General features: G+C 66.9%; 29 protein-coding genes. 8 read left to right on the top strand and 21 right to left on the bottom strand.

Annotated elements, in window-relative coordinates; all coding sequences use genetic code 11:
• The first annotated feature begins 26 nt into the window (after positions 1-26).
• The 4 genes from ACU4E7_RS01890 (at position 27) to ACU4E7_RS01905 (ending at position 3,336) form a co-directional block, all read left to right on the top strand.
• A complete protein-coding gene (locus tag ACU4E7_RS01890) occupies positions 27-1,067 on the top strand; it encodes an ABC transporter substrate-binding protein (protein WP_238120735.1) in 1,041 nt (346 codons plus the stop codon).
• Positions 1,068-1,216: 149 nt separating this feature from the next.
• Positions 1,217-2,050, top strand: a complete 834-nt coding sequence (locus tag ACU4E7_RS01895; protein WP_443266372.1) for an ABC transporter ATP-binding protein — start codon at positions 1,217-1,219, stop codon at positions 2,048-2,050.
• A gap of 73 nt (positions 2,051-2,123) precedes the next feature.
• A complete protein-coding gene (locus ACU4E7_RS01900; RefSeq protein ID WP_447021575.1) occupies positions 2,124-2,882 on the top strand; it encodes an ABC transporter permease in 759 nt (252 codons plus the stop codon).
• A 46-nt stretch (positions 2,883-2,928) separates the two neighbouring features.
• Positions 2,929-3,336: a carboxymuconolactone decarboxylase family protein gene (locus ACU4E7_RS01905; protein WP_238120733.1), complete on the top strand. Its 408-nt coding sequence runs from the start codon at positions 2,929-2,931 to the stop codon at positions 3,334-3,336.
• A 73-nt stretch (positions 3,337-3,409) separates the two neighbouring features.
• Here the strand turns inward: ACU4E7_RS01905 and ACU4E7_RS01910 are convergent, their stop codons facing one another.
• The 5 genes from ACU4E7_RS01910 to ACU4E7_RS01930 all read right to left on the bottom strand — a co-directional run bounded on the left by ACU4E7_RS01910 (position 3,410) and on the right by ACU4E7_RS01930 (position 7,101).
• Positions 3,410-4,282, bottom strand: a complete 873-nt coding sequence (locus tag ACU4E7_RS01910; protein ID WP_447020456.1) for an amidohydrolase family protein — start codon at positions 4,280-4,282, stop codon at positions 3,410-3,412.
• A gap of 30 nt (positions 4,283-4,312) precedes the next feature.
• Positions 4,313-4,702: a RidA family protein gene (locus tag ACU4E7_RS01915; protein WP_447020457.1), complete on the bottom strand. Its 390-nt coding sequence runs from the start codon at positions 4,700-4,702 to the stop codon at positions 4,313-4,315.
• Between the two features lie 7 nt (positions 4,703-4,709).
• Positions 4,710-5,567, bottom strand: coding sequence for a 2-oxo-hept-4-ene-1,7-dioate hydratase (gene hpaH, locus ACU4E7_RS01920; protein WP_447020458.1), 858 nt, complete (start codon positions 5,565-5,567; stop codon positions 4,710-4,712).
• Positions 5,564-6,427 (bottom strand): fumarylacetoacetate hydrolase family protein, encoded by an 864-nt coding sequence (locus ACU4E7_RS01925; protein ID WP_447020459.1) that lies wholly within the window; start codon positions 6,425-6,427, stop codon positions 5,564-5,566. Before ACU4E7_RS01925 ends, hpaH begins: the two co-directional genes overlap by 4 nt.
• Before the next feature lie 62 nt (positions 6,428-6,489).
• A complete protein-coding gene (locus ACU4E7_RS01930; protein WP_447020460.1) occupies positions 6,490-7,101 on the bottom strand; it encodes a flavin reductase family protein in 612 nt (203 codons plus the stop codon).
• Positions 7,102-7,402: 301 nt separating this feature from the next.
• On the opposite strand from ACU4E7_RS01930, the gene ACU4E7_RS01935 reads away from it, so the two are divergent.
• The 3 genes from ACU4E7_RS01935 (at position 7,403) to ACU4E7_RS01945 (ending at position 10,484) form a co-directional block, all read left to right on the top strand.
• The gene (locus ACU4E7_RS01935) at positions 7,403-8,377 is read left to right on the top strand and encodes a Bug family tripartite tricarboxylate transporter substrate binding protein (RefSeq protein ID WP_447020461.1); all 975 of its coding nucleotides are present in this window, start codon (positions 7,403-7,405) and stop codon (positions 8,375-8,377) included.
• Positions 8,378-8,513: 136 nt separating this feature from the next.
• Complete coding sequence (locus ACU4E7_RS01940; RefSeq protein ID WP_447020462.1) at positions 8,514-8,957, top strand: tripartite tricarboxylate transporter TctB family protein; 444 nt, start codon at positions 8,514-8,516, stop codon at positions 8,955-8,957.
• 12 nt (positions 8,958-8,969) lie between these two features.
• Positions 8,970-10,484 (top strand): tripartite tricarboxylate transporter permease, encoded by a 1,515-nt coding sequence (locus ACU4E7_RS01945; RefSeq protein ID WP_238120726.1) that lies wholly within the window; start codon positions 8,970-8,972, stop codon positions 10,482-10,484.
• A gap of 28 nt (positions 10,485-10,512) precedes the next feature.
• Here the strand turns inward: ACU4E7_RS01945 and ACU4E7_RS01950 are convergent, their stop codons facing one another.
• Complete coding sequence (locus ACU4E7_RS01950) at positions 10,513-11,478, bottom strand: IclR family transcriptional regulator (protein WP_447020463.1); 966 nt, start codon at positions 11,476-11,478, stop codon at positions 10,513-10,515.
• On the opposite strand from ACU4E7_RS01950, the gene ACU4E7_RS01955 reads away from it, so the two are divergent.
• Positions 11,477-12,241, top strand: coding sequence for an aldolase/citrate lyase family protein (locus tag ACU4E7_RS01955; protein WP_447020464.1), 765 nt, complete (start codon positions 11,477-11,479; stop codon positions 12,239-12,241). The genes ACU4E7_RS01950 and ACU4E7_RS01955 overlap by 2 nt on opposite strands.
• Before the next feature lie 257 nt (positions 12,242-12,498).
• On the opposite strand, the gene ACU4E7_RS01960 is transcribed toward ACU4E7_RS01955, so the two are convergent.
• The 15 genes from ACU4E7_RS01960 to ACU4E7_RS02030 form a co-directional block, all read right to left on the bottom strand.
• Entirely contained in the window at positions 12,499-13,458 is a 960-nt protein-coding gene (locus ACU4E7_RS01960; protein ID WP_447020465.1) for a LysR family transcriptional regulator, read from the bottom strand.
• A 64-nt stretch (positions 13,459-13,522) separates the two neighbouring features.
• Positions 13,523-14,086, bottom strand: coding sequence for a nuclear transport factor 2 family protein (locus tag ACU4E7_RS01965; RefSeq protein ID WP_238120722.1), 564 nt, complete (start codon positions 14,084-14,086; stop codon positions 13,523-13,525).
• Between the two features lie 41 nt (positions 14,087-14,127).
• A complete protein-coding gene (locus ACU4E7_RS01970; RefSeq protein WP_447020466.1) occupies positions 14,128-14,931 on the bottom strand; it encodes an ABC transporter permease in 804 nt (267 codons plus the stop codon).
• Positions 14,928-15,725: an ABC transporter ATP-binding protein gene (locus ACU4E7_RS01975; protein ID WP_238120720.1), complete on the bottom strand. Its 798-nt coding sequence runs from the start codon at positions 15,723-15,725 to the stop codon at positions 14,928-14,930. The genes ACU4E7_RS01970 and ACU4E7_RS01975 overlap by 4 nt, the downstream gene beginning before the upstream one ends.
• Positions 15,726-15,728: 3 nt before the next feature.
• On the bottom strand, positions 15,729-16,673 hold the full coding sequence (locus ACU4E7_RS01980) for an ABC transporter substrate-binding protein (protein ID WP_238120719.1): 945 nt from the start codon (positions 16,671-16,673) through the stop codon (positions 15,729-15,731).
• A gap of 76 nt (positions 16,674-16,749) precedes the next feature.
• The gene (locus tag ACU4E7_RS01985; protein WP_447020467.1) at positions 16,750-17,265 is read right to left on the bottom strand and encodes a V4R domain-containing protein; all 516 of its coding nucleotides are present in this window, start codon (positions 17,263-17,265) and stop codon (positions 16,750-16,752) included.
• 10 nt (positions 17,266-17,275) lie between these two features.
• The gene (locus ACU4E7_RS01990; protein WP_447020468.1) at positions 17,276-18,472 is read right to left on the bottom strand and encodes an acyl-CoA dehydrogenase family protein; all 1,197 of its coding nucleotides are present in this window, start codon (positions 18,470-18,472) and stop codon (positions 17,276-17,278) included.
• A 203-nt stretch (positions 18,473-18,675) separates the two neighbouring features.
• On the bottom strand, positions 18,676-19,680 hold the full coding sequence (locus tag ACU4E7_RS01995; RefSeq protein ID WP_447020469.1) for a PDR/VanB family oxidoreductase: 1,005 nt from the start codon (positions 19,678-19,680) through the stop codon (positions 18,676-18,678).
• A 58-nt stretch (positions 19,681-19,738) separates the two neighbouring features.
• Complete coding sequence (locus tag ACU4E7_RS02000; protein ID WP_238120715.1) at positions 19,739-20,242, bottom strand: aromatic-ring-hydroxylating dioxygenase subunit beta; 504 nt, start codon at positions 20,240-20,242, stop codon at positions 19,739-19,741.
• A complete protein-coding gene (locus ACU4E7_RS02005; RefSeq protein ID WP_447020470.1) occupies positions 20,239-21,507 on the bottom strand; it encodes an aromatic ring-hydroxylating oxygenase subunit alpha in 1,269 nt (422 codons plus the stop codon). The genes ACU4E7_RS02000 and ACU4E7_RS02005 overlap by 4 nt, the downstream gene beginning before the upstream one ends.
• Positions 21,508-21,510: 3 nt before the next feature.
• Positions 21,511-22,725, bottom strand: coding sequence for an amidase (locus ACU4E7_RS02010; protein ID WP_447020471.1), 1,215 nt, complete (start codon positions 22,723-22,725; stop codon positions 21,511-21,513).
• A gap of 30 nt (positions 22,726-22,755) precedes the next feature.
• Positions 22,756-23,253: a flavin reductase gene (locus ACU4E7_RS02015; RefSeq protein ID WP_447020472.1), complete on the bottom strand. Its 498-nt coding sequence runs from the start codon at positions 23,251-23,253 to the stop codon at positions 22,756-22,758.
• Positions 23,254-23,266: 13 nt separating this feature from the next.
• Positions 23,267-24,007, bottom strand: coding sequence for an SDR family NAD(P)-dependent oxidoreductase (locus ACU4E7_RS02020; protein ID WP_447020473.1), 741 nt, complete (start codon positions 24,005-24,007; stop codon positions 23,267-23,269).
• Between the two features lie 225 nt (positions 24,008-24,232).
• On the bottom strand, positions 24,233-24,592 hold the full coding sequence (locus ACU4E7_RS02025; protein WP_447020474.1) for a hypothetical protein: 360 nt from the start codon (positions 24,590-24,592) through the stop codon (positions 24,233-24,235).
• 21 nt (positions 24,593-24,613) lie between these two features.
• The gene (locus ACU4E7_RS02030) at positions 24,614-25,774 is read right to left on the bottom strand and encodes an acyl-CoA dehydrogenase family protein (RefSeq protein ID WP_447020475.1); all 1,161 of its coding nucleotides are present in this window, start codon (positions 25,772-25,774) and stop codon (positions 24,614-24,616) included.
• Positions 25,775-25,888: the final 114 nt, after the last annotated feature.

Genomic DNA, 25,888 nt, shown 5'->3' on the forward strand with positions numbered 1-25,888 from the left:
CAAGCATCACCACACGGGAGGAAAAGATGGCGCGTTTTTCGCGAATCCTGGTTGCTGGCCTGCTGGGCCTTGCGGCCTTGCCGACCACGGCCCGGGCCGCCGAGCTGGAAAAGCCGAGCATCTCCATCGCCGTCGGCGGCTCCATCAGCCAGATGAACAAGATTGCCTATTTCGTCGCGCTCAATAAGAAGTTCTTCGAGGATGAAGGCCTGAAGGTGAATTCCACCGCCTTCAACTCCGGCACCGCGGCGCTGCAGGCAGTGGTGGCCGGCGGGGCCGATGTGGGCGAAGGCGCCTTCGAGCACATGCTGCGCCTGCAGTCCAAGGGCGTGGACCTCACCTGCATCACGGTGTTCGGCCGCTATCCCGGCAATGTGCTGGCGGTGCGCAGTTCCAAGGCGGACAGCATCAAGAGTGTGGCGGATCTCAAGGGCAAGAAGATCGGCATCTCGGCGCCCGGCGCCTCCACCCAGAATTTCGTCGCCCAATTGCTGCAGCGGGCCGGCGTGAGCTGGAAGGATGCCAGCTACATCTCCATCGGCACCGGGGCGAGCGCGGTGGCGGCCATCCGCACCGGCACCGAGCTCGACGCCATCGTCAATCTCGACCCCGCCATCACCTCCCTCACCGACGCCAAGGAAGTGGTGGTTCTGGTGGACAGCCGCAATGCGGAAGGTTCCCAGATCGCCTTCGGCGGCCCCTACCTCGCCGATTGCCTTTACGCCAAGACCGACTTCGTCAAGGACAATCCCAAGACCGCACAGGCGGTGTCCAACGCGCTGGTGCGGGCCATGCAATGGCTGAAGACCGCCAGCGTCGACGACATCATCGCCGCCATTCCGGCCGATTACTACAAGGGCGACGAGGAACTCTATCGCAAGTCGCTGGAGCAAAACATCTCGGCCTTCACCTGGGACGGCATCGTCACCCCCGAGGCGGCGCAGAACGTGCTGAACACCATCTCGGTGATGGACCCCGGCCTGAAGTCCGCCAACCTCGACATTCCGCGCACCTACAACAACACCCTGGTCGAAAACGCCCTGAAGAAATACGGGCCGAAGAAGTAAAGCGCGCGACGCTTGAAGCAACGCCTGACCGGAATGGCCGGCGCGGATGCTCCCGCGCCGGGCCCCACCGGAGCCTGACCCCAGCGGAGCCTGACCTCATGACCCTCGCGACCCATCCGGGCGCCCACCCGGGCGCCTTGCGACCCGCCATGCCCGCCACCGACCACGGCGCCGGCAGCGCCGCAGCCCCGCCGCCAGCGCTGCTGTTCGATCATGTCACCGTGCGCTTCGGCGCCTACACCGCGGTGAGTGATGCGCACCTGCAGGTGGCCGATGGCGAGTTCGTCTCCATCGTCGGCCCCACCGGGTGCGGCAAGTCCACCTTGCTCAATGTGGCGGCGGGCCTGCTGGAGCCCACGGAAGGTGACATCTGCGTCTATGGCCGGTCGCTGGCCGGCCTCAACCGCGCCGCCGGCTACCTGTTCCAGGCGGATGCGCTGATGCCCTGGCGCACCGCTTTGCGCAACGTCATCACCGGCCTTGAATATGCCGGCACCGCCCGCGCCGAAGCGGAGCGGCTGGGCAATGAATGGCTCGCCCGGGTGGGCCTCTCCGGCCATGGGGAGCGCTTTCCCCATGAGATGTCCGGCGGCATGCGCAAGCGCGTCGCGCTGGCCCAGACCCTCATCCGCGATCCCAGGATCGTGCTGATGGACGAGCCTTTCAGCGCCCTCGACGTGCAAACCCGCGTGCTGATGGAAAACGAGCTGCTGCAGCTGTGGACCACCTATCGCAAGTCGGTGCTGTTCATCACCCATGATCTCGAAGAGGCCATCTCCCTCTCTGACCGGGTGATCATCCTTTCCGCCGGCCCGTCCACCCATCCCATCGCCGAGTTCAAGATCGACCTGGAACGCCCGCGTGACGTGGCCGAGATCCGCATGACGCCGCGGTTCGTCGAGCTTTATCACCTCATCTGGGACGCCATGAAAGAAGAGGTCCTGAAAGCCTATGAGCGAAATCAGCGCAAACTTGCGGACTGACGCCATGATCGCCAATTCCGCCCTCGCCAAATCCGCTCCCTCCCGCCCGGCGCGCCGCCCCCGGCGCAAGGGCATGCCCGGCCCGCTGGTGATGACCACCCTGCAGGCGGGCCTGCTGCTGGTGCTGCTGGCCGCCTGGTATGTGCTCGTCACCGCCAAGATCTTCCCGGTCTTCTTCTTCGGAAATCCGGTTCAGGTGTTCGAGCAGATCTTCACCTGGTTCGCCACCGGCGAGATCTTCGTCCACCTCGCCACCACCCTCATCGAGACCCTGCTGGCCTTCGTCATCGGCGTGCTGAGCGGCATTGGTGCCGGCCTGTGGCTGGGCCTGTCACCGCTGACGGCGGCCCTGTTCGATCCGTATATCAAGGCGCTCAACGCCATGCCGCGGGTCATCCTCGGCCCCATCTTCATCGTTTGGTTCGGGCTCGGCATCGGCTCCAAGGTCGCGCTGGGCGTCACGCTGGTCTTCTTCGTGGTGTTCTTCAACGTCTTCCAGGGGGTGCGGGAAGTAAACCCGGTCATCCTCGCCAATGCCCGCATGCTCGGCGCCAATCGCCGGCAGCTGCTCAGCACCGTCTACATTCCCTCGGCGCTCAGCTGGGTGTTCTCCAGCCTGCACATGTCGGTGGGCATGGCATTCGTGGGTGCCGTGGTGGGCGAATATCTCGGCTCGGCGCGGGGCGTCGGCTACCTGATCCTGCAGGCGGAAGCCACGTTCGACGTCAACGCCGTGTTCGCCGGCATCATCGTCTTGACCGCCTTCGCGCTGGTGCTCGACTTCGCGGTCACGGTGATCGAGAAGCGCCTCATCGTCGGCAAGCCCAAGTAGAGCCTCTTCAGAACTTCATCGCACCCATTATTTCAAGGACACGACGATGACGGAACAAAACGATCCGCGCCCGCTGCTGGAAAAGGGCATGGGCATCCGCCGCGAGGTGCTGGGCGCCGCCCATGTGGAGCGCTCCATGGCCAATGTGGACGGGTTCTCCCGCCCGCTGCAGGAACTGGTGACCGAATATTGCTGGGGCGCCATCTGGGGCCGGCCGGGCCTGGAACGCAAGGTGCGCAGCCTGCTCAACATCGCCATGCTCTCCGCCCTCAACCGCCCGCACGAGCTGAAGCTGCACGTGCGCGGCGCCCTCACCAACGGCGTGACGCGCGAGGAGATCCAGGAGGCGGTGCTGCAGATCGGCATCTATTGCGGCGTGCCGGTGGCGCTGGAAACCTCCCGCATCGCCCAGGAGGTGTTCAAGGATCTGGATGCGCAGGCGGCCGGCGGCTGACCCCCTCCCCCTCACGACAACGGGCCGCCCGGTCCTGCCGGGCGGCCCGTTCTATTTGGACGAAGAGCCCGCGTCAGGCTGGAAAGCCGAACAGGCGCGCCGGATTCTCCACCAGGATCTTGACGCGCTCCGCCTCGCTCAGGGTGTAGCTGTAGAGCAGTTCCAGCAGGTCCGCGTCATTGGGGGGCTGCTTCACCGACACGGGATGGGGCCAGTCGCTGCCCCAGATCACCCGGTCGGGCGCGGCCTCGATATAGGTGCGGGCCAGCGGGATCATGTCGGCCCACGGCGGCCCCGCCTTCGAGGTCTTCTCCCCCAGCGACAGCATCACATAGAAATTGCCGCGGGTGAGCAGGTCCAACACCTTCTGACAGGAGGGATCCTCCCGCCCCTTGGTGAGGTCGGGGCGGCCCATGTGGTCGATCACCACCGGCACCTCCAGCGCTTCGAACGGCGCGACCTGGGCCGCGACGCCCGCCGCCTCCGGCTGGATCTTCACATACCAGCCCAGCGCCTTCACCTGCTCCAGAGCGCGCTTGAACTCCGCATCCGAAAGGCTCACACCCAGCCCCTGGCGGGAAAAGCGCGCACCACGGATGCCGGCGGCGTGGAGATCCGCCAGGTCTTCATCGCTCGCGGAGGCGAACACCGCCGCGTTGGCGCAGCCGCGATAATTGGGGCCGGCGACCTTCAGCGCATCCACCACCACCCGGTGGTCGGCGCCATAGGTGGTGGCCTGCACGATCACGCCCCGGGTGAAGCCCAGAGCCTTGTGCATGCGCAGCCCCGCCTCGATGGTCGCGCTCGGCATCTCATAAACCGCCCCTTCCCGCACCGGGTAAATCGCGGGGTCGCCGAACACGTGGAACTGGCTGTCGCAGGCGTTGGCCGGCGGTAGCAGTGCCGGCGTGCGGGGATTGGGGTCGAAGGGGAAATACTGGGGCACGTGGGGCCTCCCTGAAGAAAGTACCGCGCCTCAGGCGCCGATCACCGCGAGAAAATCGAGCTGGATGAGCATGCCGGCGCCGAGCGCCTCGGCCTGGATGGCCTGGCGCGCCGGGCGATCTTCCGCATCGGGGAACATGGCGAGCCATTCCGCATTGAGCGGCGCGCGCTGGCTGCGGTCCGCCATCCACACCGTGACCTTCACGATGTCATCCACGGTGCCGCCGCCGGCCTCGACGATGGCCCGCATGTGCTTGAACATGAAGGCGCATTGCTCTTCCAGGGTCGGCGCCACCTTGCCGGTGGCGGGATCGAGCCCATAGACAATGCCTGAAGTGAGGATGTTGCCCACCCGGCAGGCCACCGGAATGGGATTGGCGTGGCCGAAGGCGTCCAGATAGATGGATGTGCGTTTTGCCATGGCAGCCTCACGCGAAATGGCAGGTCACCGAGCCGAGCGGCCCGAGATCGGCATGGATGGTGTCGCCCTTGCGGATATCCACGGGGCGGATGAAGGAGCCCGCCAGCACCACGTGCCCGGCCTCCAGGGTGACGCCATGGGGCGCGAGACGGTTGGCGAGCCAGGCGACGCCATGGGCCGGATGGTTGAGCACACCGGCGGAGACGCCAGTCTCCTCGATCTCGCCGTTGCGATAGAGCAGGCCCGCCACCCAGCGCAGGTCCACGTCGAGCGGCCGCACCGGGCGCCCGCCGGTGACGATGCCGCAATTGGCGGCGTTGTCGGCGATGGTGTCACGCACGGTACGGGTGGCGCCGGTCTGAGGGTCCACCCGCTCGATGCGGGCATCGAGGATCTCGATGGCCGGCACCACGAAATCGGTGGCGTTGAGCACGTCATAAATGGTGCAACCGACGCCCGGCAACGCGCGCTTCAGCACGAAGGCGAGCTCCATCTCCACCCGAGGCTGGATCAGCTGGTCGAACGCGACGGTTCCACCCTCGGGCACGAACATGTCGTCCAGCAGGACGCCATAATCGGGCTCGTTGATCTTTACCGCCATCTGCATGGCCTTGGAGGTGAGGCCGATCTTATGGCCCTTTACCACCCGGCCTTCGGCCGCCTTCAGCGCCATCCAGGCATGCTGGATGGCGTAGGAATCGGCGAGGGTCATCTGCGGCCAGTCAAGGCTCAGCTGGCGGATCTGCACCCGGGTCTTTTCCGCCGTGTTCAGGCGCTGGGCGGCATCGGCCAGGGCCGCGGCGGGCAGGGTCAGAGCGGGCTTGGCGATGCCGAACTTTGCGATGCCGAACTTGGCGATGCTCATGGCCGCACCTCATCCACCACGCCATTGCGCAACACACCGATGCCCGGCACCTCGACTTCCACCACGTCCCCCGGCACGAGCCAGCGCGGCGGATCAAAGCGCACACCGGCGCCGGTGGGCGTGCCGGTCAGCACGATGTCGCCGGGCATGAGGGTGGCGAAAGTGGACAGATAGGCGATGATGGCGTCGAAGGGGAACATCAGCCGCGCCGTGGTGTCGTGCTGGCGCACCTCGCCATTGACCCGCGTGGTCAGCTCCAATTCGGAGAAGGGATCGAGCGCATCGGCGGTGACGATCCAGGGGCCGATCGCGCCGGAGCGATCGAAATTCTTGCCCTGGGTCACGTTGAACTTGCCGTGGCGCAGCCAGTCGCGCACCGTGCCTTCATTGGCCAAAGTGAGGCCGAAGATATGTTTTGCCGCATCCTCCCGCGCGATGTGGCGCCCCGCCTTACCGACAACGAAGGCGATCTCGCCCTCGTAATCGAGCTGGGTGGAAACGAAGGGCCGCTCCACAGGCTGATCGTGGCCGACGAAGGAGGTCGCGCAACGGCAGAATAGGCTCGGATACTTGGGCGTATCCGATCCGTCCTTGTATTCGGCATTGCGATCGGCGTAATTCACGCCAATGCACCAGATTTTCTGCGGCGCGATCACAGGCGGCAGCAGATCCACATCGCCGAGGGCGAAGTCCGGGGCCGCATCGGCCACCACGGCCCGCGCGGCGGCGAGCCCATCACCGGCGATGAAGGCGAGCAGCGTGGGGAAGGACGGGAGCCGGGAGGACAGATCGATCACCCGATCGTCCACGACGGCGCCATAGCCGGGCACGCCGGCCTTCAGATAGCTTGCGAGTTTCATGTCGGATCCTTTTGCGAAGGGGCTGCGCCGGAGGCAGCGAGCGGCAACTGGCGCGGCGCGCGTCAGGATTTCGGGGTCTGGGCAATGGCCGTCAGGGTCACCACCTCGCCCAGGGTCGCGTAGTTCGGACCGCCCAGGCGGCAGATGGGGTTGAGCTCCAGCGTATCGATCTTGCCGTTGCGGGCGAGGCCGTCGCGCACGTGGAACATCAGCACCTCGCCGACGATCAGCCGCGAACGCGTCTCGCCGAACTCGATGCAGCTGCGGAAGCGGCATTCCATCGCCACCGGAGGCGCGGCGAGGCGCGGCGGCGCCACCTTCTCGCTGGCGATGGTCTCAAGCCCCAGAACCTCCGCCTCGCTCACGTCCGGCGGATATTCCACGGCGCTGCCATGGACCGCCTGGATGAGGGGCTGATCGGCGATATGGACCACATATTCTTCGGAACGCAGGATATTCTGCGCGGTGTCCTTATACACACCGGCCTTGTGGCCGATGCTGACCGCCACCATGGGCGGCTTGGGGGACACGAAGGTGAACGCGCTGAACGGCGCGACATTGACAGAGCCGGTGGCCGACAAGGTGGTGATCCAGGCGATGGGCCGCGGCACCACCATTCCGGTCAACAGCTTGTACGCTTCCTCCGCTCCGAGCTCTTCTGGCCGGATTTGCATGGAACGACCCATAGGCAGGTTCATCGTGCCTTTTCGCTTAAAGCGCGGGCCCGCCGCACGGCAAGCCCGCCCCGTCGGAATTTCCATCATATGGAAAAGCGACAACCGCGCCTGCGTCAGCTCACCGCCTTTTCGCAGGCCCTGGCGAAAATCTCCGCACAGATTTCCACCATATGGAAATTCAACCGAGGGACCGTTGTCCCCCTCGAAACGAGCCCGTATCTCGAAGCCAAAACGCGCAAACTCGCATCGCGACGCGGGGCGCCACGGCGACCCCTCCGCGACCCAAGGGAGGAAGACCATGTTTCAACATCTGTTGCGCGCCGGCGCCGTGCTGGGCCTTGCCGCCGCGTTGATCAGCCCCGCCGCCGCCCAGTCCTGGCCCGACAAGACCGTGCGCCTGGTGGTGCCCTATCCGCCCGGCGGCAATGTGGACAGCGCCGCGCGCATCGTCGCCGCCAAGCTGCAGGAGCAGTTCGGCAAGCCGTTCGTGGTGGAAAACAAGCCCGGTGCCGGCGGCATGATCGCCGGCGAGACGGTGGCCCGCGCGGCGCCCGATGGCTACACCCTGTTCGTCGCCGCTAACGGCCCGCTGATCTTCAGCCCCATCATCTTCGGCCGCACCCCCTACCAGTGGCAGAAGGACTTCGAGCCCATCAGCTCCATCTCCTTCACGCCGCTGGTGCTGCAGGTGAACCCGGCGGTGGCGGCGAAGACGGCGCAGGACTTCCTTGCCCTCGCCAAGACCGCCAATCCGCCGCTCATCATGGCCTCGCCCGGCGCCGGCACCACCAACCACCTCACCAGCGAGCTGCTGCAGCAGCTGAGCGGCGCCAAGTGGACCACCGTGCACTACAAGGGCAACGCCCCCGCCACCACGGACGTTCTGGCCGGCCGCGCCCAGTTCAACTTCGATCAGATCTCGGTGGCCCTGCCCTATGTGAAGGACGGCAAGACCCGCGCCCTCGCCGTCACTTCGGCGCAGCGCCTGCCCCAGCTGCCGGACGTGCCGACCCTTCAGGAAGTCGGCTTTGCCGATTTCGAGGCCTCCACCTTCACCGGCCTGTTCGCCCCCGCCAAGACCCCGAAGCCCGTGGTGGACACCTTGAGCGCCGCGCTGCAGAAGGTCCTCGCCGAGCCGGAGGTGAAGGAGCGCTTCGCGGCCATGGGGGCCGAGGCCCGCGGCATGGCCCCCGACGCCTTCGCCGCCTATGTGGCCAAGGTGGATGCCCGTTGGACGCCGGTCATCAAGCAGGCCAACATCACCGCCAACTGAGGCGGCTCTTCCCGCAAGACCGAAATCCGCCCGGCCGGCACCTGTCTGGCCGGGCGCCTTTTCCTGACACCGACGGACGCGGCACCCCTGCGGCGGCACCGCGCCCCCGCCTTCGCGACGATGGAGGACGCACACAATGATCGCGAACAAGAGGGATGTCCTCGCCGGCCTGATGTTCGTCGGCATCGGCATCTTTGTCTTCATCTTCGCGCAGGACTACGGCATCGGCACCGCCGCCCATCTCGGGCCGGGCGTTTTCCCGATGCTGCTGTCCGCCCTGCTGACCCTGCTCGGCCTCGCCATCACCGTCGTCGCCCTGCGCGACCACACCCGGACCCACGTCACCCTGTCCTGGCGGCCGCTGCTCGTCATCTCGGCGGCGCTGCTGCTGTTCGGCTTCGGCCTCGACAGCCTCGGCCTGTTCATGGTGGTGGCGCTTCTGGTGGTCATCAGCCGCTTTGCCCGGGCAGGCGAGAACATCATCGAGAGCGTCATCCTGGCGCTGGTGGTGGCTGCCGTCGCGAGCCTCGTCTTCGTCGTCGCGCTGGGCCTGCCGGTCCCCCTGTGGCCCACCTTCTGAGGACCCGCGCCCATGAGCTTCCTCGACAATCTTTCGCTGGGCTTCTCCGTCGCGCTTAGCCTCCACAATCTCGCCTACTGCTTCCTGGGCACCCTGCTCGGCACCGCCATCGGCGTGCTGCCGGGGCTTGGTCCGGTCGCCACCATCTCCATGCTGCTGCCCATCACTTTCGGGCTCGACCCCACGACGGCGCTGATCCTGCTGGCGGGCATCTATTACGGCGCGCAGTACGGCGGCTCCACCACCGCCATCCTGGTCAACCTGCCGGGCGAGACCTCCTCCGTGGTCACCGCCATCGACGGCTACCAGATGGCCCGCCAGGGCCGCGCCCGCGAGGCGCTGATGGTGGCGGCGCTGGGCTCGTTCTTCGCCGGCACCGTGGGCACATTGCTGATCGCCGCTTTTGCCCCGGGCCTGTCGGAGCTTGCTCTGGGCTTCGGCGCGCCGGAATACTTCTCGCTGATGGTGCTCGGCCTCATCGCCGCGGTGGTGCTGGCCCACGGCTCGCTGCTGAAGGCCATCGCCATGGTGGTGCTGGGGTTGGTGCTGGGCCTTGTGGGTACCGACGTGAACAGCGGCGCCCTGCGCTTCACCTTCGGGCTGCCGGACCTGTTCGACGGCATCGATTTCGTGGCGGTGGCCATGGGCCTGTTCGGCATTGCCGAGGTGATCTCCAACCTGGAGCGCGCTGATGCTGCCCGCGGCACCGTCAGCCTCGGCAAGACCGGGGGCTTCTTCCTCTCCCGCGCCGATTTCCGCGCGGCCTGGCCGGCAGCGGTGCGCGGCACCGGCATCGGCGCCATTCTAGGCATCCTGCCGGGCGGCGGCGCCATCCTCGGCTCGTTCGCCAGCTACATGCTGGAAAAGCGCATCGCCCGGGATCCAAGCCGCTTCGGCAAGGGCGCCATCGAGGGTGTGGCCGGGCCGGAATCCGCCAACAACGCGGGGGCCCAGACCTCCTTCATTCCCATGCTCACCCTCGGCCTGCCGTCCAATGCGGTGATGGCCATGATGATCGGCGCGCTGATCATCCACAACATCCAGCCCGGACCGCAGGTCATGACCTCCAATCCGACGCTGTTCTGGGGCCTCATCGCCTCCATGTGGATCGGCAATGCGTTGCTGGTGATTTTGAACCTGCCGCTGATCGGGGTCTGGGTGAGCATGCTGAAGATCCCTTATCGCATGCTCTATCCGGCCATCCTGGTGCTGTGCGCCATCGGCGTCTATTCGGTCAGCAACTCCACCGCGCTCATCTATGTGATGACCATCTTCGGCATCGCCGGCTATGTGCTGATGAAGCTGCAGTGCGAGCCGGCGCCGCTGCTGCTCGGCTTCGTGCTCGGCCCCATGATGGAGGAGAACCTGCGGCGGGCGCTCACCATGTCGCAGGGCAATGCGGCGGTGTTCTTCACCCAGCCGGTGTCCCTCATCCTGCTGCTGGTGGCTGCCGCCCTGCTGGTGGTGATGGCGGTGCCCCGGGCCGCCAAGGTGCGCGGCGAGGCGTTCGAGGAAGAGGCATCCTGACATCCCCCGCGGCGGGACGCCTCCGGCGTCAGCCGCGGGGCCTTGGCCGATCGGCCTTGGCGCTGTCCTGCAGGGCGCTGGAGAGCTCCGCCGTCGACCGCTGGAACGAGCTGACGAGCCCCGCGATACGGCTCACCGGAAGCCGCTGGCGGATGGTGATGGTGCTCACCGCCGCCACCGGATTGCCTGCGAGATCAAAGACCGGAAAGGCGAGCGCGCGGGTCGAGCGGACGATGGCGGGATCGGCATAGACGTAGCCGGCCTCCCGCGACTTCACGAGCCGCGCCGTCAGCGCCTCCAGCGTCACCTGATAGGGCGCGAAACGGGGGGCGTTGGCTTTGAGAATGGCGCTCGCCTTGGCCGGCGGCAGCGCCGACAGGATGGCCATGCCGCCCACGCTCACCCCAAGCGGGCGCCGCGAGCCCACGCCGATGGACAGCACCTGCACCGGATAGGCCCCGATCCGCCGATCGGCGCAGACGGAATCGTAGCCACTGCGCACGGTGAGGAAGATGGCGTCGCCCACCTCCTGCGACAGGCGCGTGAGAATGGGCTCGGCCACCTCGGTGAGGCCCGGACGGGCGCGGGTGGAGAGGCCCAGCAGCGCCACTTCCGCGCCGATCACATAGCGCCGGCCCGAGGGCAGGCGCTCCACCGCGCCCTCCTCCATCAGCACCTGCAGCATGCGATAGACGGTGGGGGGCGGCAGGCCGATATCCTCGGCAATCTCTGTGAGCCGCAGGCCACCGGAGCCATTGTTGGCGAGCAGCCGCAGCACCGCGAAAGCGCGATGGATGCTGCGCGCCCCGGTCACCGTATTGTTGGGGGCACGGCCGGCGTTGCGCGGCTCGCGCTCCACCCCGCCGGGCGTGTGGGCGACCGCCCTGTGGGCGCTGCGTTCTTCCATGATATGGAAGTTGCCGTGATCCGCCCTTGTCCGCAAGGGACCGAACGCCGATACCGCCAGCAAAAGCGTCAGGAGGGAGAGAACCATGGATCTGCCGGTCAACAGCTTCAAGCACGCGATCGCCGCCGGGCGACCCCAGATCGGTCTGTGGTGCACCCTCTCCAACGCCTATGCGGCCGAGATCGTCGCCGGTTCCGGCTTCGACTGGCTGCTGCTGGATACCGAGCATTCCCCCAACGAGATCGACACGGTGCTCGGGCAATTGCAGGCGGTGGGCGCCTACCCCACCACGCCCATCGTGCGGCCGGCCTGGAACGACCCGGTGCTCATCAAACGGTTCCTGGACATCGGGGCGCAGACGCTGCTGCTGCCCTATATCCAGAGCGTCAGCGAAGCCGAGCGTGCGGTGGCCTCCATGCGGTATCCGCCGCACGGCTTCCGTGGCGTGGGTGGAACCACCCGGGCCACCCGTTTCGGGCGCGTGAAAGACTATGCCGCCCGCTGCGAGAGCGAGCTCTGCCTGCTGCTGCAGGTGGAGACCAAGACGGCGCTGGAGCAGTTGGAGTCCATCGCCGGCGTGGAAGGGGTGGACGGCATCTTCATCGGCCCGGCCGATCTGTCCGCAAGCCTGGGTTTCGGCGGCAATGCCAGCCATCCGGAGGTGGTGAAAGTGGTGGGCGATGCCCTCCGGCGCATCCGCGCCACCGGCCGCGCCGCCGGTGTGCTGGCCACCGACCCGGCGCTCGTGGACCACTATCTGGAATGCGGCGCCACCTTCGTCGCGGTCGGTGTCGACATGGGCATTCTGGCCCGCGAAACCACCCAGCTGGCGGCCCGCTTCAAGCGCTAGCGCATCCCAGCCTCGCACCGCAGCCAGCACCCGCCGGCCACCACATCCTTGCGATCGCACGGCCCCGCGTCGAGATGGCTCGCCACGGCGCCTTCGGTGTTGGGGCCCGTCCTGCCCAGCGGAGCCATGGCGCCCTCTACCGTCCATGACCCCGATGCGGTGGAACACAGGCCACGGGGCTCCGCTCCGTACAGCGCAGGATCCTGAGGCGCTTCGACCCGCCCACGCGCGCCGCCTGACCCGCCGCGCCGGAGGGTTCAGCGGGCACCACGGGCGGGGATGATCTGCAGCTCCTGCCGCATGCGATCGGCGGAAATGCCGAAGATGCGGGTCATCAGATCCCGCATCCAGATCAACCCGGGGTCGTTCTGAAAATTCAGGTGCAGGTGAACTTGCACCTCGATACTGGGTACCTCGAAGGGCAGTTCCAGCAGGCTGAATTCGCCGCACCGGGCGACGCGGGACGACGCCGAAAAGGGGAAGATCGCCGCCAGATGGGTCTGGCGCACCAGCTCCGGCACCACCATGAAATGCTCGATCCGGGTGGTCGCGGTCCAACGCACGCCGATCTCGTTGATGAGATCGCGCACCCGCTTGTAACCGGTGGCATGCACTGACACATCCACGAAATTCAGCCGCGCGAAAGCATCGAGATCAAGCGGCTGGCCGGCCAGGGGATGGGAACGGCTCACCAGGCAAAGGAAGTTGTCTTCCAGCAGAAAGCTCGATGCGATGTCGGCATCCCGCAAGGTCGGCAGATAGCCCAGGGCGAGGTCCACCTGCCCGGTGCGCAGGGCGGCCGCCACGGTGCCCGCATCCAACTGCGCCGAGCGCACCCGCACCGAAGGCGCAGCGGTCTCCAGCGCGGCCAGAAGCTGCGGCAGCAGATAGAATTCCGAAATGTCCGACATGGCGATGGTGAAGGCGCGTTCGGACAATTCCGGCACGAACGCATCATGGCTGAGGATGGTCTGCTGGATCACCCGCAGCGCCCGATTGAACGGTTCATGAAGCCGAAACGCCGCCTCGGTGGGCTCCATGCGTGGGCCCACCCGCACGAACAGCGGATCGGAAAACTGCTCACGCAGCCGTTTGAGCGAGTGGCTGACGGCCGGCTGGGTGAGCCCCAGCCGATCGGCCGCCGCCGTGACGCTGCGCAGGTCCCAGATGGCCAGGAACACCCGCACGAGGTTCAGGTCGAAGGTGTTCGCATTCATCTGGCTCATGGAGGAAGATAAGCCAATCCATGGGCTGCATTGCAAGCGCGAAGCGCGGCGAACCTCAAGGCTTCATCAGCACCGAAGCCGAGGGGAAATCGGACGCCCAGCCGGCCGGCAGCGGCGCCACGAACACGTTCTCCGTGCGGGTGCGGGTCACCTTCCAGGCGCCATCGGGCTCCTTGCGGAAGGCGTTGTTGAGCCGCGAGGAGCGCAGCAGCGCTTTGCCGTCCGAGAAGATCCAGGGCTGCATGTGCACCCACTGCCCGGTGGCCGTCTCCCCGGTCACATGGATCTGCTCGGAGGTGAGATAGTGGCAGTTCAGCAGCAGCGCCGGGTCCTTTTTCTGGCCCCAGAAGCCCTCGAAATGCCGGCGGATGGCCGCCGCGCCCTCAGCCCGGCCGAACTGCCCATTGTAGTATTCACCGACCCCTTCCCACACCGCGTCCTCGGTGTAGAGCGCCATAATGAGGTCGATGCGCGCGGCGTCGCTGGTCGCCCCATATTCGGGAAGGGGCGTGTCGCACAGAAACATGTAGCGCGCCTGCAGCCGGCGGATCTCCGCCTCGGCCTCCAGCACCGCGATGCGGTTGGCGAGATGCTCCACCTTCTTCTCAAGATCATCCATGTCGTGAACCCTGCTGTGCGGAAAGACGCGGTGCGCACCGCTCACAGATAGCGGCGCAACAGGCTGTTGCTGGCCACCCGCAGCACCCGATCGAAGATGTAGCCGAGGATGCCGAGGGCGATGATGCCCACGAACACCCAATCGGTGCGCGCGAAATTGCGGGCGGTCCAGATCATCGCCCCGAGCCCGGTCTGGGCCGAGACGATCTCCGCCGACACCACGGTCAGGAACGAATTGCCCATGGCGATGCGCGCGCCGGTGACCATGAACGGCACCGTGGACGGCAGGATCACCGTGGTCAGCTCGCTGAACGCATTGGCGCCGAGACTGCGCGCCGCCTGCAGCCGCAACGGATTGACCGCCTTCACCCCGGCTATGGTGTTCAAGGTGACGATGAACACAGTGGTGTAGAAAATGAGGGCGATCTTCGTGACCTCGCCCGGCCCCAGCCAGATCACCGCCAGGGTGACGAAGGCGATGGGCGGGATGAAGCGGAAGAACTCGATATAGGGATCCACCATCAGGCGGATCACCGGAAAGCGCCCCATGAAGACGCCGAGCGGCACCCCCACCGCCACGCCCACCGCCCAGCCGGCAGCGATCCGCCAGGCGGACGCGCCGACGGATTCCAACAGCGAGCCATCGGCCAGCATCTCCAACGCCGTGTGCCACACCGTCAGCGGCGAGGGCAGGAACAAAGGCGAGGTGTAGATCGAGGCCACATGCCAGAGGATGAGGCCGCCGAGAACCGACAGCGGCCCCACGCACACCTTGGTGGCCATGCCGCTGAGGCGCAACTTGCCCCACGGCAGGCGCAGGCCCGGGCTCTGGGTGGTATCGGTCATGCTTCGACCTGCTCCCGGTTCAGCCCCTGCTGACGCAGGGCTTGCTTCACTTCCGCACCGATGTCGTCCCTGAGCTTGCGGAACAGGGCGAGGCATTCGGCGCTGCCCTGGTCCCGCGGGTGGGGCAGATCGATGCGCTCCACGGTCTTGATGGAGGCGCGCGGCCCGGCGGTCATCACCACCACCCGGTCCGCCAGCAGCAGGGCCTCCCAGATGTCGTGGGTGACGAACACGATGGTGCAGCCGGTGTCGCGCCAGATGCGGTCGAGCTCCACCTGCAGCACCTCGCGGGTCTGCGCGTCGAGCGCGCCGAACGGCTCGTCCATGAGCACCACATGGGGCTCATTGATGAGCACCCGGGCGATCTGCGCGCGCTGGCGCATGCCGCCCGAAAGCTGGGCCGGGAACTTGTCGGCGGCGTGGACGAGACCGACCAGCCCCAGAAAATGGTCGGCCTTCTCCCGCCGCACCGCCGTGGGTACACCCTTGAGGCGCAGCCCGTATTCCACATTCTCCCGGATGGTGAGCCAGGGGAACAGCACCTCCGAGGACTGGAACACCACGCCGCGATCGAGCCCCGGCCCCGCCACCGGGCGCCCGTTGACGGCGATGCGGCCATTCACCGGCAGAAAGCCGGCGATGGCGTTGAGCAGCGTGGACTTGCCACAGCCGCTGGGCCCGAGCAGGCAGACGAACTCGCCCGGGCGGATCTCGAGAGTGACGTTCGAGACGATGTGCGCATCGCCGAACGAGATCCCCACATGATCCAAGGTGATGGAGGCGCCGCGCGTCATGGCTCAGCCCTTGTAGAAGCCGGCCTGGAGCGCCTCACGATACGGCACCAGCCCCTTGGTCACATTGTGGTCGGCCAGGAATTTGGCGATGCCGTCATAGCTCTTGAAATCCGCCTCGGTGAAATCGCGCACGATGGGCGTCATGTCCTTGAAGGCCTTCAGGCTGGTGGCGACGGGAATGCGCGTGACCGCCTTCACCGCGGCCGCCGCCCGCTCGGGATCGGCCCGGGCGATGTCGGAGGCCTTGGCGAGCGCCTTGAGCACCTTCTGCAAGCTCTCCGGATCGCTCTTCAGGATCGCCGCGCTGGCGGTGAGCCAGATGGTGTCCACATAGCCCACGTCCTTGCTGGTGAGCGCGACCTTGCCGCCATTGGCGACAGCGTTCGCCGGCCAGGGCTCCCAGGCGAAAAAAGCGTCGATGTCGCCACGGGCGAGCAGCGCCGGCAGCTCAGGCGGGCCCGAGGGCACCATCTTCACGGATGCCGGATCAAGCCCCTCGGCGGCCAGCGTCAAGCCGGCGCAATATTCGGAGATGGAGCCGGGCACGATGCCGAAGCGCTTGATATCCTTGGGGCTTGCCACCTTGGGCCCGAGCACCAGCTTCACATAACGGCCGGACTGGTAGACCACCGCCAGCGGGCGCAGTTCAGCCCGGCCAAGGCGGACCATATTGGTGGGTTCGGCGGCCGCCGCCACATCCACCTGCTGGGCGACCAGCGCGTTCATGGCCTCGCCGCCATCGGCATAGAGCTGCAGCACCGCATCCACGCCCTCGGCGGCGAACAGCTTCTCATGGGCGGCGAGATAGAAGGCGACGAACACCGGATCGGAGCCGACGCCGATGCGGATCGGCCCTGCCGCCCGCGCCGCCGTGCCCATCAGCCCGGCGGCGGCGACCCCGGCGGAGGCCAGAAGAAGCCCGCGACGAGAAAGATGAAAGGTCTTCATGTGTCTTGTCCCGCTGGAAGGTTGTTGAATTTATTGACATTGGGGCGTGGCGAAGCTGGCGCCGAACCCAGAACAACTAACGCGTGATGACAAAGCGGCAGGCGCCGCCGCCATGGACGGCGGCACACCGGATCTCGCGCGCCACGGCGCCCTCGCCGACGACCAGCGGGGCGATGGCGGTGAGCATGCCGGCGATGGGCGCGCAGCACGGCGCGTCCACCGGCCCGGATGCGGCAAGCCCTTCGGCGAAGGGGGAATTTTCCACCTGCACCTCGACCGCACCGCCGGGCTGCGGCGTGAAGCGCCAGCGGCCCCAGCCGAGCGCCGCCGAGGTCGTGACGATGGTGTCCATCATCACCTCGGGATCATCCGCTCCGGCGGCCCGATAGGCGGCCACGGAGCGACCGCCGAACGCGGTCACCGAGGCACCGAGCGCCTCAAGCGCCACCGGGCGCAGGGCCGGACCGAGGCGCGCGAACAGGCCCATCAGAACATCCGGCCGCATCATCAGGTAGCGGATCGTCCCATCCCGGAGGGCGCCGTGGGCGACATCATGGGTCAGCCTGCCGTGAAAGGTCTGCGCGAGATCCATGGGGCTGGCCTCACGGATAGCCGGCTGGGGCCGGCAGACCGGCCAGCACGGTGCCGGCGCTCTCCAGCGTGGCATCGTTCAGCGCCGCGTGCTGGGTCACCACCAGGCAGTCGCGCAGGATGCGCTGCATGCGATGCGTGCTACCGATGCCGGCCATGCCGACGATGCGGAAACATTGCAGGATGCTATCGGCGGCGGCGCGCGAGGCGTGGCTGGCGCTGAGCCGGAGCAGATTGTTCAGCGCCAAAGAAATCTCATCGCCGCGCTGGAGCACGTCCCACGCCTCTTCGGCGGTTTCGTAATAGAAGGCCCGCGCCGCCCGCAGCCGCGCCTCCGCTTCGGCGATGCCGGTACGGAAATAGGCCCGGTTCGCCAGCACCGGCGCCCCGGGCATCAGCTTTGCGGCGCCGGACATCTCCACCGCGAGATCGAGCGCCCCCCGGGCGAGCCCGAGATTGACCGCCGCATGCACCTCAGCCTGAAAGGCGAGCGGCGGATAGCGGAAGATGGTGTCGTCATAGATGCCTGGCGCGCCGCGATCGCAGGTCCATAGATCGGCGTAGAATTTGTTCTCCACCCTTGTGTCGTGGCTGCCGGTGCCCTGCATGCCCATGACGTCCCAGGTCTCGATGATCTCGACCTCAGTGGCGGGGCACACTGCCATCTTGACCACCGACCCGCCGGCGCCGTCATCGGCGAGCAGGCCGACGCCGATCCAGTCGGCGCCCATGCAGCCGGACGCGAACTTCCACTGTCCGCTGACCCGCCACCCACCGGGCTCGCGGGTGGCGCGCTGCGCCGGATAAAGGCCGCCGGCATAGACCTGATCCGGACCCGAGGCATAGATCTCCGCCTGGGCTTCTTCGGGCAATGCCGCGATGTAGGTATTGGCCGAACCGAAGGCCGCCACCCAGGCGGCAGAACCATCCACCGCGCCGATGGCTTCCACCATGGGCAGGAAATGGTGGGGGGCGAGGCCGTCGCCGCCGAACTTGGCCGGAGTGGAAGAGCGGAAAATACGCGCCGCCTTCATCAGCGCGATCACGTCGCGGGGCACATGCCGCAGCCGCTGAAACTCCTCGCGGCGGGCGCGGACCGCATCCAACAGCCGCGCGAAGTCCGGTGTCTGGGTGAGCCGCGCCGCATCGAACGAGGGCACAGGCGCGCCGCCCTGTGGGCCGGCCGACTTCAGAGCCAATTGAGTCATCCGAACTTCACTCCGCTTTTGATCAGGATCAAAGCAGACGCGACATCAATTCGTCCAATGTATTGTTCTAATTATAACTATAAATTTCGCGCATACGCATAATTAAAGAGCAGAATAGGCTCAAATAAAATGCACCCTCCGCCATCCGAGGCTTCCGGCGGCGGAAGGTGCCTATTTTGCTGTCGCACGCACCGCGACGCCGATCATATGTCCAGCACCAGCTTGGCGCTGCGCGCGCGCGAGCAGCAGATCAGCATCTGGTCGCCTGCCTCACGCTCTTCGTCGGTGAGGAACTTGTCGCGATGGTCCGGAATGCCCTCCAGCACATCCACGAGACAGGTGCCACACACCCCGGATTCACACGACAGATTAACGGCGACGCCAGCGGCCTTGAGGGCGGCGGCGATGGAGACGCCCTCGGCCACATGGACGCGGACACCCGACCGTGCCGCCTCCACCTCGAAGCCGGCGCCACTCTCATCCACCTCGGCGTTGAAATATTCGCGGTGGATCCGCTCCGCCCCATAGCCCAGGCTCAAAGCGGAGGAGATCACGAAGTCCATGAAGCCGGACGGACCACAGGTGTAGAGGTGCGCTCCGTCCGAGGCCGACGGCAGATCCCGCTCGGGCACCAGGGGCCCTTCATCGTCGAAGTGCAGCACAATCTTGTCACGGAACGCCAGGCCCTCGATCTCGTCGAGAAAGGCGGTGCGCGCCCGCGTGCGGGTGCAGTAATGCAGGGTGAAGTGGCGGCCCTGCCCATGTAGCGCATGGGCCATGGCCAGCAGCGGCGTCACGCCGATGCCGCCCCCCACCAGCACCGTCTCGGGCGCCTGCGCATCGAGGCCGAACAGGTTGCGCGGCGTGCCGACCGTCAGCCGCGTGCCCACCTGCGCCAGCCGGTGCAGGGCGCGGGAGCCGCCGCGCGACTGCGGATCATCGAGAATGCCCAGCCGGTAGCGGCTGCGGTCCGCAGGATCGCCACACAGGGAATACTGGCGCACCAGGTGCACCTCCCCATCATCCACATGGACATCCACGTGGATGTCCATGTGGGCGCCCGCCTCGAACGGCGGCAGATCGGCGCCATCGGGAGCCACGAGGTCGAGGCGCATGATGTCGCCGCGGTCGTCCACGCGGCGATCCACCACGAGGGTCATGAGATCCGCCGGCGGCGCGGCGGTGGAGGCCAGGGGCTGATCGGTCATCGGGGCATTCTGCATGGTGGGAATGAAGGCCCCGGCGGCGCGCGCCGAGGCCGCGGCGTCACAGCAGGTAGCTGAGGCTGCCGAGGGCATCTCCGGCATTGATCAGCCGCACCACCTTTTCATCGAGCTTGAGCACGCCGTTCTCGCGCACCAGCCGATAGCTGACGTCGGCGGCATAGAGGCGCTGGCGCTCGAACTTGTATTCCACCAGGTGCTGGGCGCAGCGCACGACGCAGAAGTCGGCGCCGCTCTCCATCACCCGGAAGCGGCTCAGCGTGCGCACGGAGCGCGCAGCCGGCGTGGAGGAGATGGCGTGCCCCCCCACCAGACGATCCACCCGCATGCGACGCATGGCGGCGTCGTCATAGGCGTAGTTGAGCTGCGCCTCGAAATCCGGCGTCTCGCGATCCACCGGGATCACATAGTGGCCACCGGCGGTCCAGAGGGCGAGCCAGGCCTCATAGTCCCGGCAATCCAGGAGATCAGCCTCGAGCCAGATGGCCTCCATCGCCTCGTCCAGGGCGATGACGCTGTTCGTGAGGGGGGCGGTCATCGCGCTCATGCCGACATCATCCTCTTCCACATCTGATAGGCGGCGCGCATACCGGTCTCGGCGCTCACGTCCCCCTTCGGCAGCCCGCTTTCGGCGGGGGTCTCCTGGCCCAAGCCGCGGTTGACCATGAGCGGAAGGTCCGGCCCGCCCTGCACGCCCCGCTGCACCCGTTCCCAGGCTTCCGCATCGTCGGGGCTGCCGAAGCCCATGGGGCCCTGAAAATGCTCGTGCAGACGCAGCCGCGCGCGGTTGCCCGCCTCCGGCCCGCCATCCATGCCGATGGCGATGTGCCGGACCTCGGTCTCATTCACCGAGATGGGCCGCAGAATGCGGAAGAAGGCCATCGAGCAGGCGGCATTGGGGAACAGGTTCACGTTGAAGCCGGAGCCGCCCACCGCACGCACGATGCGTCGCACCTCCTGCGGGGTGTGGGTCTTGGCGAGCTCGGTGGCGAGCGGCGCGAAGCGATCGGGGATCGGCGCATCGAGATTGGCCTCGAGGTCGATCAGCTCGGGGATCATGACCATCACCGAATGGCCATTGCCCAGATCCTCCACGAAACCCGAACCACCGAGGAAGGTGAAGGTTTCTTCCGCCTGCTTGTCGAGGGACTCGATGAAGGGGCGATGGACGATGGGGAAATGGTAGGCGTCGGTGGTGTTCTCCAGCTGGATCTTCCAATTGCCGGGGAAGCGGAAGCGATGCTCGCCATTGGTCTTCACCGGATAGCCCGCGCCCTGCTTCATGAACAGGTCGATCCAGGGCTTGGCATGGCCGAGATAATCGGAGAGCGATTCCATCTCATCGTTGAAGGTCGCGAACACCAGGCCCTGGTATTCTTCGACCCGCAGCGACTTGAGGCCCAGACCCTTCTTGTCGAAATCCGCGTTGTAGCCTTCCGGATAGGGCACGCCGCGCAGCATGCCATCCTGGCCATAGCTCCAGCCGTGATAGGGGCAGACCAGGCTCGGGGCGTTGCCCTTGCGATGCTCGCACACGGTGGCACCGCGATGGCGGCAGCGGTTCACCAGCACATGAAGCTGGCCCTTGCGGTCACGGGTGACCACCACCGGCTGCAGCCCCACATAGGAGGTGACGAAATCGCCGGGATTGGGCACCTCGCTGGTGTGGGCCACCCAGACCCAGGTGCGGGAGAAGATCTGCTCCATCTCGGCGGCGAAGATGGCGGGATCCGTATACATGGCCGTTTCGACCCGATCCGGCAGAACGAGATCGGACATGGGGCGGCCTGAGGCGAGCCTCGGCGCGGTCATTGGTCAATCCTCCTTCAGGTATGTCTGGGTCCGCAGGCCGGGGCCCGGAATGCGGTCTGAGGGCAGATGGGCGGCGAGCCATTCGGCGATGGCGCACAGCCGCGCGTCGTCGCCCTTGCGCCCCACCAGCTGGATGCCGGCGGGCAGGCCCTCGGCGGTCAGCACCGGCACGGTGAGCGCCGGATGGCCGGTGAGATTGAAGGCGCGGACAAAGCGTGTGATGGCGATGGCCCCCCGCGCATCCCCCGCATCCACGAGGCGCGGGGGCACGTCGGGCATGGTGGGCAACACCAGCGCATCCACGCCCGCCAGCGCCGCATCCACCGCATCGGAGACCTGTGCGCGCACGACATTGGCGGCCGCGACCATTTCAGCCGTGGTCTCGCCCGCGGCGATGATGCGCTGGCGCACGTCCGGCCCCATGGCCTCGGACTGGGTCAGCGGCCCGAAGGCGGCCCAGTTCTCGGCATTGATGATGGTGAGCCCCGCGTCATAGGCGGCATCGAGGCCCACCACGGCGGCGGAAATCTGTTCGACCCCGGCATCGGCAAGCGCCGCCTCCACCGCCCGCGCGACGGAGGGCGACGCTTCCACCGCAAGCACACCGAGGCGCGGCGCGTGATCGAGCGACAGGGGCGTGAAGGTCGGATCGATGATCGCCATGGCGCGGGTCAGCGTCGGCGCATCGGCGGCGAAGGGGCCGACGCAATCCAGAGAAGAGCGCTCCGGCGCCACGCCCGCCCGGCTCACCCGGCCGAAGGTCGGCTTCAGGCCGAACACGCCGCAGCAGCAGGCCGGAATGCGTACCGAACCGCCGGTGTCGGTACCCAAAGCGAAGTCGGCGAGCCCCGCCGCCACCGACGCCGCCGAGCCCGAGGAGGAACCGCCCGGCACCCGATCCGGGAACAGCGGGTTGAGCGCAGTTCCGGTGTGGGGATTGACGCCCGTCACGCCAAAGGCGAGCTCGTGCAGATTGGCCTTGCCGATGATGTGGCAGCCAGCCGCGAGCGCCCGCTCCACCACCGCGGCGTTCACCGCCGCTGCTGGCGCATCCGCGAACACCGGGCTGCCGGCGCGGGTGGGCCAGCCGGCAATGTCGATGGTGTCCTTGACCGCCACCCGCAGGCCACCCCCGCCAAGATCGAGGGGCATGACCAGGATGTGGTTGGCCACCGCATCGGCAAGGGAGATCGGCGGCGAGGAAACGGAAAGGCTCATGGGGGCGCTCATGATCGGGCAGTCGCGGGCTCAGGCGGGCACGGCGGTTGGAAGGGCGTGATAGCGGCGGTCGAAATAGATCAGCCCGCCACTCGGGCCACCGAGCCGCACCGCCTTCACCTCGGCGAAGAACACGGTGTGGCTGCCCACCTCGTGCATGTCGGCGATGGCGCAATCGAAGGCCGCGACGGCACCGGCCAGCACCGGGCTGTCGGTGGCCAGGGTCTCCCACGCCCCTCGGGCGTAGCGCGCCTCCATATCCAGCGCACGATCGGCAAAGGCGGCGGACAGGTCCTGCTGCTGCGCACCCAGGACATTGACGCACAACACCTTGTTCTCACGAAAGAAACGATGCGAGAACGACGACCGGTTCTGGCACACGAGCAAGGTGGGCGGCTGGTCGGTCACGCTCGACACGGCGGTGGCGGTGAAGCCTGCCCGCCCCGCCGAGCCATCGGTGGTGATGACGCTCACGGCGCTGCCGAGAAGCGCCATGCCGTCGCGAAAGTGCTGAATTTCGATCATCATCGCCCTCCGCCACTCAGCGCATGAAGATGCCGCCGTTGATGTCCCAGGCCGCGCCGGTGACGAACGAGGCTTCCGGCGCCGCCAGCTTCACCACGATGTCGGCCACATAGACCGGGTCACCGAGCCGCTTCACAGGAATGGTGTCGACGATCCTGGCGAGCCGCTCCGCCGGCACCGCGGCGTGCACCGAGGGCAGATCCATGGGGCCCGGCGCCACCGCATTCACCGTGACGTTGGACGCCCCAAGCTCGCGGGCGAAGATCTTGGTGAGGGTCAGGATGCCGGACTTCGAGGAAGCATAATGCGCGCCCGAAGCGGTGCCGCCGTTCTGTCCGGCGAGGGAGGCGAGATTGACGATGCGGCCATAGCCGCAGCTTGCGAAATAGGCCCCGAACACCTGGCAGCCCAGAAACGCGCCGCGCAGATTGACGGTGATGACCTGATCGAATTCTTCCGGCGTGATTTGCATCACCGGTGTCGTGGGGGTGATGGCGGCATTGTTCACCGCCACCTGCAGCCCGCCCCACTTGGCCCGCACCGCTGCGAGCGCCGCCTCGAAATCGGCCTTGCGCGTCACGTCCAGCGCGAGGGCCACGGAGGTTTCGCCCGTGGGGTCGAGCTCAGCCGCCACCGTGGCTACCGCATCGGCCATGCGATCGGTGACCGCCACCGCGTAACCGGCGGCATGCAGCCGGCCGGCGATCACCCGACCAAGCCCCTGTGCCGCTCCGGTCACAAGCGCAACCTGCTTCATCGTGCACCCCTGAGGAAGATGAGAACTGCTCATGGCCGCCCGGCCCCGCTTGACCGGGCTGGGCTTTGACGCCGCGCGGACACCGCGCCGCCGCCTTTGGCGTTCTGCTTTTGATGGAGATCAAAGCAGAGCCGCATTTAATTCGTCCAATTTATTTTTATAATTATCACTATGAATTTTGCGCATTCACATGCGCGCACCGCGCCCCTGGCGACCCCTGTGCCGTCAGGCCGGAACCACCAGTTCGCGCCCGATGCGTGCCTGAATCCGGCAGTATTTCCAGAGCTTGTAGGTGCCATCGCCCACCGGCGTGGTGCGCACCAGATTGCAGGCCGCAACCACCGCCTCATAATCCGGCATGTCGGCCATCAGATAGGTGGTCCATGGCCAGGATTCGGAGGGGCCGACCATGGTCTGATCATCGTCCAGATTGCCGATGATGATCGCTCCGGGGATGCCGGCGATGCCGTTCCACATCTCGCTGAAGGCACGCCATACGTCCTTGGCCTCAGCCATATCGGCATTGAAGAAATTCTGGCCAATCCCGAAGCAGAACAGGGTCCGCAGGGGTTTCTTCTCGCTCATCACAATCTCCGTGGGCTGAATTCAAAGGTAGCCAGGGGTCGGGGCGTGGCCGAACAGCATGGCGCCCGCGTTCTGGTAGGTGATCTCGCCCATGAAGGCGTGCTGAGTGACCATCTGCGCATCGCGCACCTGCATGGCGATGGGGCTCGCCTCGTAGACGCCCGTCATGCCCGCCACCATCTGCGCCCGGCGCGTCACCTCCGCCGCCACACGGGTGGCGTGGGTGGAGGACAGGCGCAGCATGCTGATGGCGTCGTCGGAAGCGCTCTCGGCATGGTCGAGCGCCTCCCAGGCGATGGCGATGGCCTCATAGAACCAGGCACGCGCGGCGCGCAGATCAGCCTCCGCCTTGGCCATCTCCAACTGCACATAGACCCGGTCACCCAGGGTCGGCGCTCCGGTCACAGAGGCGCGCCCCCTGGCGAGGTTCACCACCTCATCCAGCGCCGCCCGCGCCACGCCGAGCCCCACCACGGAAAGCACCTGCGCGGCAAATGCCAGCGCCGGGTAGCGATAGAGCTTCTCGTCGAGGGATGACTTGCCGCCGCGCACGAAAGTCCACTCCTCCGGCACCACCACATCCTCGACAATGAGATCGTGGCTGCCTGTGCCGGCGAGGCCCGCCACCTCCCAATTGGGCTCGATGCGGGCTTTGGCCCGGTCCATCACCGCCATGCGCGGCAGTTCCTGGGTGTCGCCGGAGCTGGGCAGGATGCCCACCCCCACCACATCGGCTCCCATGCAGCCGCTGGCAAAGCTCCAGCGCCCCGAAACCTTGAGCCCGCCCGGCACCCGCTGCGCCGGACGCGGCGGGAAGATGCCGCCGGCGAACACCAGATCCACCGAGCGGGCGTAGAGCGCCTTCAAGGTCTCCAGCGGCAAGGCGGAAAGATAGACGCCGCCGATACCGAAGCTTGCCACCCAACCGGCGGAGCCATCCGCATGGGCGATGCTCTCGATGAGCTGGCAGAATTGCGCCGGTGAAAGCTCGGAGCCACCGAAGCGGCGCGCCACCAGGGCGCGATAGATGCCGCGCTGGCGAAAGCCTTCGACGACATCTTGCGAAATGAATTTCTGGCGCTCGAATTCTTTGCGCCGGCTGCGGATCTGCGCGAGGAACTCCGGCCACGCGGGCGCGCCGGCATCCTGCATCCTCTGCTCTGGAAGGACGATCTTGCTCATTCTACTGAAAACCCCACCTCTCGCCCGATCCCGGCAAGACCATGACGCGCATGGGCTTTGCCAGCCGGGCGGACAGGCCTCGTGAAGTGAGCTGACGGCAGGGCGCAGCCACGC

The sequence above is a fragment of the Xanthobacter sp. ZOL 2024 genome (assembly GCF_052932325.1).